General features: G+C 40.8%; 13 protein-coding genes. 11 read left to right on the plus strand and 2 right to left on the minus strand.

Going from position 1 to position 12,885, the window contains the following annotated elements; all coding sequences use genetic code 11:
- Nucleotides 1-113, plus strand: a 113-nt coding sequence (spoVM, locus tag AC1DSB_RS06070) for a stage V sporulation protein SpoVM (RefSeq protein ID WP_477586107.1), incomplete at its 5' end; no start/stop codon positions are given.
- Nucleotides 114-149: 36 nt separating this feature from the next.
- Here spoVM and rpmB read toward each other — a convergent pair.
- Nucleotides 150-338, minus strand: coding sequence for a 50S ribosomal protein L28 (gene rpmB / locus AC1DSB_RS06075; protein ID WP_477586102.1), 189 nt, complete (start codon nucleotides 336-338; stop codon nucleotides 150-152).
- Nucleotides 339-567: 229 nt separating this feature from the next.
- Between rpmB and AC1DSB_RS06080 the strand changes: the two genes are divergently transcribed.
- From AC1DSB_RS06080 to recG, 5 genes are all read left to right on the plus strand, one after another.
- Nucleotides 568-930, plus strand: a complete 363-nt coding sequence (locus tag AC1DSB_RS06080; protein WP_016427725.1) for an Asp23/Gls24 family envelope stress response protein — start codon at nucleotides 568-570, stop codon at nucleotides 928-930.
- A gap of 16 nt (nucleotides 931-946) precedes the next feature.
- A complete protein-coding gene (locus tag AC1DSB_RS06085; protein ID WP_477531024.1) occupies nucleotides 947-2,614 on the plus strand; it encodes a DAK2 domain-containing protein in 1,668 nt (555 codons plus the stop codon).
- A gap of 632 nt (nucleotides 2,615-3,246) precedes the next feature.
- Nucleotides 3,247-3,909, plus strand: a complete 663-nt coding sequence (sdaAB, locus tag AC1DSB_RS06090) for an L-serine ammonia-lyase, iron-sulfur-dependent subunit beta (protein ID WP_477531023.1) — start codon at nucleotides 3,247-3,249, stop codon at nucleotides 3,907-3,909.
- Nucleotides 3,910-3,922: 13 nt separating this feature from the next.
- Nucleotides 3,923-4,819, plus strand: coding sequence for an L-serine ammonia-lyase, iron-sulfur-dependent, subunit alpha (gene sdaAA / locus AC1DSB_RS06095; protein ID WP_477531022.1), 897 nt, complete (start codon nucleotides 3,923-3,925; stop codon nucleotides 4,817-4,819).
- Nucleotides 4,812-6,860, plus strand: coding sequence for an ATP-dependent DNA helicase RecG (recG, locus tag AC1DSB_RS06100; RefSeq protein ID WP_477586104.1), 2,049 nt, complete (start codon nucleotides 4,812-4,814; stop codon nucleotides 6,858-6,860). Before sdaAA ends, recG begins: the two co-directional genes overlap by 8 nt.
- Nucleotides 6,861-7,488: 628 nt before the next feature.
- Here the strand turns inward: recG and pdxR are convergent.
- Complete coding sequence (gene pdxR, locus AC1DSB_RS06105; RefSeq protein WP_477531020.1) at nucleotides 7,489-8,928, minus strand: MocR-like pyridoxine biosynthesis transcription factor PdxR; 1,440 nt, start codon at nucleotides 8,926-8,928, stop codon at nucleotides 7,489-7,491.
- A 318-nt stretch (nucleotides 8,929-9,246) separates the two neighbouring features.
- On the opposite strand from pdxR, the gene fapR reads away from it, so the two are divergent.
- From fapR to acpP, 5 genes are read left to right on the plus strand one after another with little or no spacing between them, the layout of a single operon-like run.
- Nucleotides 9,247-9,831: a transcription factor FapR gene (gene fapR / locus AC1DSB_RS06110; protein WP_016427718.1), complete on the plus strand. Its 585-nt coding sequence runs from the start codon at nucleotides 9,247-9,249 to the stop codon at nucleotides 9,829-9,831.
- Nucleotides 9,828-10,820 carry a phosphate acyltransferase PlsX gene (gene plsX / locus AC1DSB_RS06115; protein ID WP_477531019.1) on the plus strand — a complete coding sequence of 331 codons (993 nt, stop codon included), beginning with the start codon at nucleotides 9,828-9,830 and terminating at the stop codon, nucleotides 10,818-10,820. The genes fapR and plsX overlap by 4 nt, the downstream gene beginning before the upstream one ends.
- A complete protein-coding gene (fabD, locus tag AC1DSB_RS06120; RefSeq protein WP_477531018.1) occupies nucleotides 10,817-11,761 on the plus strand; it encodes an ACP S-malonyltransferase in 945 nt (314 codons plus the stop codon). Before plsX ends, fabD begins: the two co-directional genes overlap by 4 nt.
- On the plus strand, nucleotides 11,761-12,507 hold the full coding sequence (fabG, locus tag AC1DSB_RS06125; RefSeq protein ID WP_477531017.1) for a 3-oxoacyl-[acyl-carrier-protein] reductase: 747 nt from the start codon (nucleotides 11,761-11,763) through the stop codon (nucleotides 12,505-12,507). Before fabD ends, fabG begins: the two co-directional genes overlap by 1 nt.
- A 58-nt stretch (nucleotides 12,508-12,565) precedes the next feature.
- Nucleotides 12,566-12,802 (plus strand): acyl carrier protein, encoded by a 237-nt coding sequence (gene acpP / locus AC1DSB_RS06130; RefSeq protein WP_016427714.1) that lies wholly within the window; start codon nucleotides 12,566-12,568, stop codon nucleotides 12,800-12,802.
- The last annotated feature ends 83 nt before the right edge of the window (nucleotides 12,803-12,885 follow it).

The raw sequence follows: 12,885 nt of genomic DNA on the forward strand, positions 1-12,885 counted from the left end.
GTGTTTATACGTTTAGATTACCGAAATTTGTAAGTGGGTTTGTAAGAATGTGTTTAGGTTGGATGAATACCGAGGAAAAACCGAAGAAGAGGAACGAAAAAATGCCAGACTGACTTTTGTCAGTCTGGCATTACTTATGGGCGCGAAGATTAAACGCGCTCAACTTTTCCAGATTTCAATGCTCTCGCAGAAACCCATACACGTTTTGGTTTGCCGTCTACAAGAATACGAACTTTTTGTAGGTTAGCTCCCCAAGTACGTTTTGTTGAGTTCATTGCGTGAGAACGAGYGTTACCAGCACGAGCTTTGCGCCCTGAAATTACACATACTTTTGGCATACTATTTTCCTCCTCAAAAAAGAAGCTGAAAGATTTTTTTCAGTTCGATATTTCACATACTTTAATAATTTAACATATAGTAAATTTCTTTGCAACAAGTTTTCACCCCTCTTTCAAGAAAAAAGCCTTTACAGACAAATGCAGGAGATGTTAACGTTTTCTTTTATTAAAGGACTTTGTGTAGTACAATAATGGGTAGTCAAAAAGGACTTATAAGGAGGCATACTCTATGTCAATTGAGTTAAAAAACGAATTCGGTCAAATTGATATTTCAAATGACGTCGTTGCCCAAATTGCAGGTGGAGCAGCTATTGAGTGTTATGGAATTGTAGGAATGGCTACTAAACACCAAATTCGAGATGGTTTAACGGATATTTTACGTAAAGAAAATTTTGCTAAAGGTGTACTTGTACGCCAAAATGGCGAGGATCTTCACATAGATATGTACATCATCATCAGCTACGGCACTAAAGTGTCAGAAGTAGCTTATCAAGTTCAATCGAAAGTTAAATACACATTAAATAAGACATTAGGACTAGCAGTGAAATCAGTAAATATTTACGTTCAAGGAGTTCGTGTTACGAACCCATAAGAGGAGGAAGTAGGATATGAAGTCTTTAGACGGAATTCAATTTGCAGAAATGGTGAAAATGGGTGCCCATCATCTATTTCAGAATGCAGATTATGTGGATGCGCTAAACGTCTTTCCTGTTCCCGATGGTGACACGGGAACGAACATGAACTTATCCATGTCTTCTGGAGCAAAAGAAACAGAAGCACATGCAGTTGCTCATATTGGAAAAACAGCACAAGCACTATCAAAAGGATTGTTAATGGGGGCTCGTGGGAACTCGGGCGTTATTTTATCCCAACTTTTCCGTGGATTCGGAAAAGATGTTGAAACTAAATCATCTTTGACGGCAAAAGAGTTTGCCCACGCATTCCAACATGGTGTGGATATGGCTTATAAAGCAGTCATGAAACCAGTGGAAGGAACTATTTTGACCGTAGCAAAAGATTCTGCTAAAAAAGCGGTTGAAGTTGCAGAACATGAAGACGATGTCATTGTTGTGATGGACGAGTTGCTTAAAGAAGCAAAAGCGTCTTTGGCACGTACGCCTGATTTACTTCCGGTATTAAAGGAAGTTGGTGTAGTTGATTCTGGTGGACAAGGTCTTGTGTTCGTTTATGAAGGTTTCATTGCTTCGATGAAAGGCGAGAAATTACCTGAGAAGACCTCTGCTTATTCAATGGATGATCTTGTAAGTGCGGAACATCATAAAAATGTTCAGGGCTTCATGGATACATCGGACATTGAATTTGGATACTGTACGGAATTCATGGTGAAATTCATGCCAGAAAAAGTAGCAGAACATCCTTTCAATGAAAATGACTTCCGCGAAGGTTTGAGTCAATTCGGTGATTCATTGCTGGTTATTTCGGATGACGAGATTGCAAAGGTACATATCCACTCTGAACAACCTGGTAATTGTTTAAGCTATGGTCAGAAATATGGCGATCTTATAAAAATCAAGATTGAAAACATGCGTCAGCAGCATGCTGAAATTGTTGGAGATGATTACAAAAAAGATCAACCGACTGCCGCTCCTGCAAAAAAACATCCGTATGCAGTGGTTACCGTTGCGATGGGTGAAGGAATTTCCGAACTTCTGAAAAGTGTAGGTGCAAGTGCAGTCATTGAGGGCGGTCAAACAATGAACCCTTCTACGGAAGATATCGTCAAAGCGATTGAAGCTGTTGGCGCTGAAAGAGTTCTTATTTTGCCGAATAACAAAAATATAATCATGGCAGCTGAGCAAGCTGCAGAAGTGATGGGTATTGAAGCAGCAGTAGTACCAACAAAATCTGTTCCTCAAGGAATGGCGGCATTGTTAGCATTCAATCCGGAAGCTTCTGTTGAAGACAACAAAGCAACAATGACTGAAGCTTTTGCACACGTCAAAACAGGACAAGTAACGTTTGCGGTTCGTGATACTTCCATCGATGGTGTTGAAATCCAGAAGGATGACTTCATGGCGATTTCAGAAGGGAAGATTATTCTTGCCACACCTTCACTCGAAGAAGTTTCTCAAACACTTCTCAACAATATGGTTGATGAAGATGCAGAAATCATTACCATCATTTACGGCGAAGACGTTACGGAAGTCGATGCCAACGAGTTGGCTGCATTTGTAGAAGAGAAATTCTCTCATGCAGATGTGGAAGTTTATAATGGGAAACAACCGTTATATCCATACATCATCTCAGTAGAATAATACACAAAAGCAGTGAATCAATTCGGTTCACTGCTTTTTTTACAATGCTCTGTTAAACTAGATTGTTGATTTCCGATACGAGAGGACGCTGTGTGCAGTTCGTGAGCCTTCTCACGCGAAAAAATCTGTGCTCCTGTTTCTGTTTCTGTTTCTGCATCGCTTCGCTAGCTTCGAAACATGGAGGTGCGTTGCATCGCTTCTCTATCTTCGTCGCAAACGAATTGTACAAAAGCAATTTTGCACAATTCATTCACTGTGGGTTCTTACCTGGACATGCTTAACCCGCTGGAAAGATATTGGACGAATGGCCAATATCTTTCCGACGAGTAACCGCAGGATCCAAAAGAGCGAAGACTACTGAGGGATAGCGAGACAGTCGAGACCCCGCAACAGCGAACATAGGAACGAAGAATAAGTACGCACATCGTGTTGCAACGCCTTCGTGACCAACATCCTGTTGGCCTGAGGAGTCTTGACGCTCGCCCTAAGAAAGCGTAGCTATTTTGCGGAATATCAACAGCAATATTTAACATGGCTTGACACATAAATGTAAGCGGATTCTATTACTTTTGTTTAATGTGCACTTATATTGTAAACTGTTAGTAGAAATTCGAAACAAAGGGGTTAGTAAAATGAAGTTTAAATCAGTCTTTGATATTATTGGTCCAGTCATGATTGGCCCTTCATCTTCACATACAGCAGGTGCAGCAAGAATTGGTCTGGTGACCCGCGAATTATTTGGCAGACAGCCAAAGTGGGCAACAATTTATTTATATGGCTCTTTTGCCGAAACATACAAAGGGCACGGGACAGACATTGCCATTGTTGGGGGATTACTAGGTTTTGACACGTTTGATGAACGCATCAAGACTTCGTTTGAGCTGGCAAAAGATATTGGCATGACATTTGAATTCATCCCAGAAAGCGGTCATACTGAGCATCCCAATACAGCACGTATTGTCATTGGCGACGATTCAGGTGAAATGGAACTAATCGGCATTTCCATTGGTGGCGGAAAAATCGAAATCAGTGAATTAAATGGTTTCCCGCTTCGATTATCAGGAAATCATTCTGCAATATTAGTTGTACATGATGATAAACCAGGGAGTATTGCAAAAGTAGCAAGCTGTCTGGCGGAACAAAATATCAATATTGGACATATGGAAGTGTCTAGAAAAGAGCAAGGTCAGAGGGCGTTAATGGTTATTGAAGTGGATGAGCCAATCGAAGATCATGTGTTATTGCAAATCTCAAAATTGCCTTATATCACACAAGTAACGAAAATTGCAGATTAAAGGAGTTATATAAATGAATGTTCTATTTCGTAATGTAAAAGAATTGGTCGCTTTGGCTAACAGTGAAAATAAATTGATTTCTGAGTTGATGATTGAGCAGGAAATGTTGGTTACACGAAGAAGCCGTGAAGACATCATGAATCAAATGGACCGCAACTTGACGGTCATGGAAGAAGCAGTTGAAAAAGGATTGAAAGGCGTTCAATCCACTTCAGGTTTAACTGGAGGAGACGCAGTGCTACTTCAAAATTACATGAAAAAAGGCAAAACGCTTTCTGGCACATTGTTGATTGATGCAGTTAGTAAAGCTGTAGCAACTAACGAAGTAAATGCGGCTATGGGGACGATTTGTGCAACACCGACTGCAGGTTCAGCAGGCGTAGTGCCTGGTACTTTATTCGCTGTGCAAAATCAATTGAATCCTACACGTGAAGAAATGATACGTTACTTGTTCACTTCAGGAGCTTTTGGATTCGTGGTAGCTAACAATGCATCCATTTCAGGAGCTGCTGGAGGATGTCAGGCGGAAGTAGGATCAGCAGCGGCGATGGCAGCGGCAGCGATTGTTGAAATGTCCGGCGGTACTCCACAGCAATGTTCGGAAGCTTTTGCGATAACGATGAAGAATATGTTGGGTCTAGTTTGTGATCCTGTTGCGGGATTAGTAGAAGTTCCATGTGTTAAACGCAATGCGATGGGAGCTGCAAACGCATTGGTTGCTGCAGATATGGCTCTAGCAGGCGTGACTAGYCGTATTCCTTGTGATGAAGTTATTGATGCCATGTTTAAAATTGGTCAAACAATGCCAACTGCATTAAAAGAAACTGCGCAGGGCGGTTTAGCTGCGACACCTACAGGAAAAGCACTAGCAGAAAGAATCTTTGGTGCTGAATTTGTAAAAGGTGTCTGATAAAGCACTTCAGGCAGTCAGTAGTTTAAAAGGTATTGGTGGCGAAACAGAAAAAACACTGAATGACATGGGCATTGTTACTTTACTGGATTTAGTCATGACATTTCCATATCGTCATGAAGATTTTCGTTTAAAAAACATAGCAGAAACACCACATAATGAACGGATAACAGTGGAGGGAAGGGTCGAAAGTGAACCTTCCGTTCTTTTTTTAGGGAAAAACAAATCTCGTATGCAAATTAGACTGCTCGTAGGACCACATTTAATTAAAGTGGTCTTTTTTAATCAGGCATACTTGAAGAATAAAATAACCAGCGGTCAAATCATAACGGTAACGGGTAAATGGGATCGAGGTCGTCAGGCGATCAGCGTATCCAATTTTTCGCCAGGACCCAAAACGGACAATGTGGATTTTGAGCCCATGTATAGCCTGAAAGGATCTCTTCATCAAAAAACTTTCCGTAAATTTATGCATCAGGCTTTGCAGGAAGTGGCAAACGATTTAGAAGAATGTCTGCCACATAGCTTAAGAGAAACTTATAAACTTTTACCAGTGCATGAAGCGCTGGAAGGGATACACTTCCCGAAATCTGCTGAACATGTGAAACAGGCACGCAGACGATTTGTTTATGAAGAATTATTGCAGTTCCAATTGAAAATGCAAGCGATAAAAAAAGCGCGTAAAGAACAAAATAAAGGGCTCTCCATTGCCTATGATGTCCAGAAATTAAAAGACTTAATTTCTGCACTTCCTTACGAACTGACGAATGCTCAAAAGCGGGTAGTCAATGAAATATGTAAAGATTTAAAAGAGCCACACCGTATGAACCGCTTGCTTCAAGGTGATGTTGGTTCGGGTAAAACGGTTGTTGCTGCGATTGGTTTATATGCAGTGATTACCGCAGGCTACCAAGGCGCCTTGATGGCTCCAACGGAAATTTTAGCAGAGCAACATGCCGCGTCACTCCATGATTGGTTGTCACCTCTGGGGATACGTATGGCACTATTAACCGGTTCAACCAAAATAAAAGCGAGAAGAATTTTACTGGAGCAACTTCAAAATGGGGAGATTGACTTGCTCATAGGAACACACGCACTTATTCAGCCGGACGTAGAATTTAAGAAACTTGGTCTCGTCATTACCGATGAACAACATAGATTCGGTGTGGAACAGCGTAGGGTGCTGCGGGACAAAGGAATGAACCCGGATGTATTATTCATGACGGCAACACCGATTCCCCGCACGCTGGCGATTACAGCTTTTGGTGAAATGGATGTATCCATTATTGATGAAATGCCAGCTGGGCGAAAAGAGATTGAAACGCATTGGGTTAAAAAGGAGCTTTTTGATCAAATCATTAAACGCATGGTGATAGAGCTTAAAGCTGGTAGACAAGCCTACGTCATTTGTCCACTCATTGAAGAATCGGATAAACTGGATGTGCAGAATGCGGTGGAAGTGTACGAACAATTGTCTTCCATTTTCCATCAGAAATATAAGGTAGGTCTGATGCATGGCCGTTTGCATTCCAGTGAAAAAGATGAAGTCATGCGGGCATTCAGTGATGGGGAAGTTCAAGTTCTCGTATCCACTACGGTAGTTGAAGTAGGGGTGAATGTACCAAATGCGACGTTTATGGTTATTTATGATGCAGAACGTTTTGGTTTGGCCCAACTTCATCAGCTTCGCGGTCGTGTAGGGCGTGGCTCTGAACAGTCCTATTGTATTTTATTGGCTGATCCGAAATCCGAGGAAGGTAAAGAACGAATGACGTCGATGACAGAAACCAATGATGGATTCAAACTTGCTGAAAAAGATCTGGAACTTCGTGGAGCAGGTGATTTTTTCGGTCGGAAACAAAGCGGGATGCCAGAGTTCAAGATGGCAGACCTCGTCCATGACTACCGTGCACTAGAAACTGCAAGACAAGACGCTGAAAGATTTATTTCCTCAGATGAATTTTGGACAAGTGATGAGACAAAGTGTTTGCGGAACTACTTGGAACAATCTGGTGCAATGGATGGAGAACGGATTGATTAATTAAGCTCTGTTAAATGGTATGGTTGTTTATCGTCCATTTGCGCTTGCCGCACGTATAGCATGCCAACATGTATGAAAACCACATACTTGCGGCTTGCTATGCGCAAAAGCCATTAATTATTAGCGTGGTGACTCGAGTCGAACTACATTGTACGCAAAAAATCGCACAGGAGCATTTTCCTGTGCGATTTCTCCATGTTGAATAGTCGAACCATTCAAATGGTATTTATTTTAAAACCAAAAAATCAACGCTACAATAATTATTAGTGGAAGTAAGGCGCTATACATCAATCCAAGTTTAGTTATACTTTTTTCACTACTATAAACAGCGTCTCTTTCTTTTGTAACTAAAAGTGTACTTACCAGAGCGATCACCAAAATTATGGAAACGATAATTAATAAAATGAGAATGTTCATATTTCCTCCTTGAATGTCATCTTTATCGTAAACCTTGTTTAGAATATATCCTTACATTCAAACATTGAAATGATTACATATGATATAAAAAATGTATTTCTACTTTTCCTACTGCCCTATCGCATATAATTATAAAGGATTTACTAAATTTATGACCATCCATTTCGGTATTAATTATACCATCCACTTTTGTGCTATTTTCAAAAATAAATTACTCTTGAACCACTTGCAAGGCTTCTGCAAATCGTTTTATTCCTTCATGTATATTTCCTTCATTTTCTCTAGCAAATGTAAAACGGACATATCCTTTTTCTGAACCCATTGTTGTTCCAGGAACAAATATAATCCCTCTTTTTATGGATTCTTCCAGCAGTTTCATTTCATTATATTCTATATTCAGCTTGCACCAGATATGAATGCCTCCTTCGGGAGCATGAAAATCGACTTGTTTCCCAAGAAAAAATTCAAGGCTTTTGGCTATTTGATCTCTTCGCTTTTTCAACTGCATGTTTAACCTTTTTATATGTGCAGGAAAGTCTTCTGACTCCAGGAAATCATTTGCAATCCATTGAGTGAAACTCGAATGTCCAAAATCAATCTGCTGCTTCGCATCTGTCAATCGTTCAATCACCGCTTTTGGACCTATGATCCAGCCAATCCTCAATCCGGAAGCCACGATTTTTGATAATGAACTTATATACAGGACATTCCCTTGGGTGTCCATCGACTTTAAGGTGGTGACTTCATCACCCCTAAAGGAAGATAAACTGTATGGATCATCTTCCACAATAGGAATTCCGTACTTAGATGATATGTCCAAAACAGCTTTTCTTCTACTCTGGGATAAAAAAGTTCCAGTTGGATTTTGGAAAGCAGGATTCAAGAAAATCATTCTGATTTTATGCTTTTTATATAAGGATACTAAGTCATCCGGATTAATTCCTTCCGTGTCCATGGGCAAATAATAGGTCCTGATACCTGCAGATTTGAATATAGGGAGACTGTAAGAGTACGATGGATTCTCTATAGCTACTGCATCACCCGGCTTTAATAGGCATTGGATGACTAAATGCAAAGCCTGCTGTGCACCAGAGGTAATAAGGATTGAGGACGGATCAGTTCCCTCCATTTTCCTTTGATGAATCACATGTTTTGCAATTGTATTTCTTAATATCACATTCCCTTGAGGGTGATCATAGCCCAAGCTTCCGAAAAATGATCTGTTTGATGCAATGCTTCTCAGTGTGGCCTGTGGGAAGAGGTCTTCCGACAATTCTCCACTGGCTAAATTGATCAATTTATGATCAGCCACTTCTTTTCGGATTTTTTGGGTTACGGCTAAATTAGGCAATATAGAGCCAGCCTCAATATATCGATTCCAACTCGGAATCCGTTTCTTCGTAATCCCCCATATGTCTTTATTTATTGTTGTACCGCTTCCTCTTTTTCTTTGGATAAGCCCATTGGATTCCAATTCGTCGTATGCAGACACAACTGTACTGCGGTTAATGTTATATTCCTTAGCCAAGAACCTTTCCGACGGAAGTGGTTCATCATGCGGAAAAGTTCCATCCGCAATTCCGGCTTCGATATATTCCGAAAGCTGTTTATAAATCGCTTTTTTGGCATTTCTATCAGGCATCCAGTTCATTTTTCACATTCCCCTTTAGTACGTTTATCAATGCAGTTGATCGTGTGTTTTATTGGTTTAGTTACGATTTCTTTTGCTTGTCTCTATTATGGCACCAATTCCACCAAGAGAAAAATTAAACGCTACGCATCAATTAGTCTGTGAAATATTCTTTAACTTTTTCTTTTCTTAGATGGCCCGAAAAAATTGCTCGCCTTTGAAAAATGTACTCTTTTGATGCTCCATTTGAAGTATGAACTTTCATAGAATCCTTGCATTCTTTTTGTTGTATTAATATACTGATATTAGTACCAAGTGCTAATATCGGATGGTGACCATATGAAACGCTCAAAAAAAGAACGTCAACAACTGTTAATAGATACGATAAAAAATAATCCCTTCATCACGGATGAAGAGCTGGCAGGCCAGTTTAGCGTAAGTGTCCAGACAATACGATTGGATCGATTGGAATTATCAATTCCCGAGTTACGCGAGCGCATAAAACATGTCGCTTCGAAATCTTTTGAAGATGAGGTACGTTCATTGCCGTTAAATGAAGTAATCGGTGAAATGGTAGACATTGAGTTGGATGTCCGAGCAATTTCATTGTTTGACGTCAAAACGGAACATGTATTCAAACGAAATCGAATCGCACGTGGGCATCATTTATTCGCTCAGGCCAATTCTTTGGCGGTGGCTGTCATTAATGATGAGTTAGCGTTGACTGTGAAATCGAATTTGTCTTTTGTTAAACCAGTCAAACTTGGAGATCGCGTTATTGCAAAAGCAGCAGTGACAAAAAAAGATCAAGATAAAAATCGCACATTTGTCGAAGTCACTTCAACTGTCGAAAATGAAATTGTTTTTGAAGGACATTTTGAAATGTATCGCACAAATGAGCATGGTAAAGGTGATGTATCATGAGAATCGCAGTAGACGCAATGGGTGGAGACCACGCACCTAAAGAAATCGTGGAAGGTGTTTTAAAAGCACTGGAGCAATTCGAAGATATCCATATTCTTTTATACGGTCATGAAGAAAAGGTGAAACCGTTTCTTTCAACTCATGAACGGTTAACACTTATACATACAGAAGAAAAAATAGAAGCAGACGATGAACCTGTAAGAGCGATTCGTCGAAAAAAAGATGCTTCGATGGTTCGCATGGCGGAAGCCGTGAAAAACGGAGAAGCCAATGCGTGTGTATCTGCTGGTAACACGGGAGCATTAATGGCTGCTGGACTTTTCATCGTAGGTCGAATTGAAGGAATTGAGCGCCCTGCGCTTGCTCCAACATTGCCGACAATCGATGGACAAGGATTTGTTATGCTTGATTTGGGAGCAAATTCTGATGCGAAGCCTGAGCATTTGGTTCAGTTCGGTATTATGGGGAGTATTTATGCGGCAAAAGTACGTGGGATCGAATCACCACGAGTTGGATTGTTGAACATTGGGACGGAAGAAACAAAAGGAAATGAATTAACGAAGGCTGCTTTTAGTCAATTACAACAAGCACCGATTAACTTCGTTGGGAACGTGGAATCACGAGATTTACTGATGAATGTCGCTGATGTTGTTGTGACGGATGGTTTTACAGGTAACATGGTATTGAAGACAATAGAAGGAACTGCAGCTAGCTTTTTCAGTATGTTAAAGGGAGTATTTGGCGCTTCTACGAAATCAAAAATATCCGCTTATCTTGTCAAAGATGATTTACGTGGTCTAAAAAACAAAATGGATTATACCGAATACGGAGGCGCTGCATTATTTGGTCTGAAAGCACCTGTCATCAAAGCACATGGGTCTTCCAATGCCAATGCCATAATGAACGCAATCCGCCAGGCACGTACAATGGTTGAATTTGATGTGTGTGGCACAATCCATTCAACTATTGAAGGAGGTAAAACTAAATGACAAAAATTGCATTTATTTTTCCAGGACAAGGATCTCAAGCGATTGGCATGGGGAATGAATTGGTTCAGACCAATACAGGTAACAAGGCGTTTTATGATAAAGCCGATGAGCAATTGGGATTCGCCCTTTCAACGCTGATGTTGGAAGGACCGGTTGAAGAATTGACGTACACTTATAATGCACAGCCTGCACTTTTGACAACAAGCACAATGGTGTCTGAACTTCTGCAAGCTGCTGGTTTAAAACCAGATTACACAATAGGTCATAGTCTTGGAGAATATTCAGCACTTGTTGCATCAGGCGTTATGTCTTTTGAAGACGGTGTGAAAATTGTCCATCAACGTGGATTATTCATGAATGAAGCGGTACCTGCTGGACTAGGGGCTATGGCTGCCATTCTCAGTATGGAAGCTGATGCTCTAAAAATGGTAACGGATCAAGTGACAGCTGAGGGTGAAGTTGTCCAACTCGCAAACTTGAATTGTCCTGGCCAAATCGTCATATCAGGAACAAAAGCCGGCGTTGAAAAAGCCTGCCTGCAAGCAAAAGAAGCTGGGGCTAAACGAGCAATTCCACTGGTTGTCAGCGGACCGTTCCACTCTGAGCTTATGAGACCTGCAGCATCGAAACTGGAGAATGCATTAAATGAACTGGACATGCATAATACAGATGTTCCTGTCATTTCAAATGTTACTGCAGGACCTGTAACATCGGCTGAGGAAATGAAACAGCTACTGGTTGAACAACTTTATTCGCCTGTACGTTTCGAAGAATCAATCCGTGCATTATTGGAATTAGGCGTAAACACATTCATTGAATGTGGACCTGGTAAAGTTCTGAGTGGATTAGTGAAAAAAATTGATCGATCGGCAGTCGTTTATGCAGCTTATGATAACGAAACTGTTGAGCAAGTAATTGAGGCAGCAAAGGAGTGGGCGTAATGGGGAAATTAATGGGAAAAACGGCAATCGTCACTGGAGCTTCACGAGGAATTGGTGCTGAAATCGCAAAGTATTTGGCTAAAGAAGGGGCACGCATTGCTGTGAACTACAGCGGCAGCCAAGCAAAAGCTGAAGAAGTTGTGAATGACATACTTGCAAATGGTGGAGAAGCTTTCGCCATTCAGGCAAGTGTCAGCGATGCAGAAAGTGTATCTGCAATGATTGCTGAAACAATGAGCCGTTATGGCAGTATCGATATTTTAGTCAACAATGCTGGGATTACACGCGACAATCTATTAATGCGTATGAAAGAAAATGAGTGGGACGACGTGATCAACACAAATCTAAAAGGTGTATTTTTGTGTACGAAAGCCGTTACTCGTCAAATGATGAAGCAACGTGCTGGCAGAATCGTCAATATTGCATCGATTGTCGGCGTTTCAGGTAATGCGGGTCAAGCTAACTACGTAGCAGCCAAAGCGGGTGTTATTGGTTTAACGAAAACAACTGCGAAAGAATTAGCTAGTCGTAACATTAATGTCAACGCTATTGCACCAGGATTCATCACTACTGATATGACAGACGAACTGTCCGAAGAAGTGAAATCGCAAATGCTGACTCAAATTCCGTTGGCGAAGCTAGGCAATCCTGAAGATGTAGCAAAAGCAGTTGTATTTTTGGCTTCCGATGATTCGAACTACATTACAGGTCAAACGCTTCATGTCGATGGCGGTATGATAATGTAATTATCCTCTATGAAGTAAGCGTGGTTTTTTGTATAATCATTGAGGGGAGGTGACTTTAGTGGCAACAGTAGTAGAGCGCGTAACAAAAGTAATCGTAGATCGTTTAGGTGTAGACGAGAGCGAAGTGAAAATGGAAGCTTCTTTCCGTGATGATTTAGGTGCTGACTCTCTAGATGTAGTTGAACTTGTAATGGAATTGGAAGATGAGTTCGACATGGAGATTTCAGATGAAGATGCTGAACAGATCAGTACTGTAGGAAATGCAGTTACTTATATCGAAAGCAAACAAGGATAAGCAATTATTCACTTGCGAGACGCGATAGACATTCTTTAAGAATGGTCTATCGCGTCTCTATTTCTTTTTGCACATTACAGGAC

The organism is Paenisporosarcina sp. P4_E4_2, assembly GCF_056401595.1.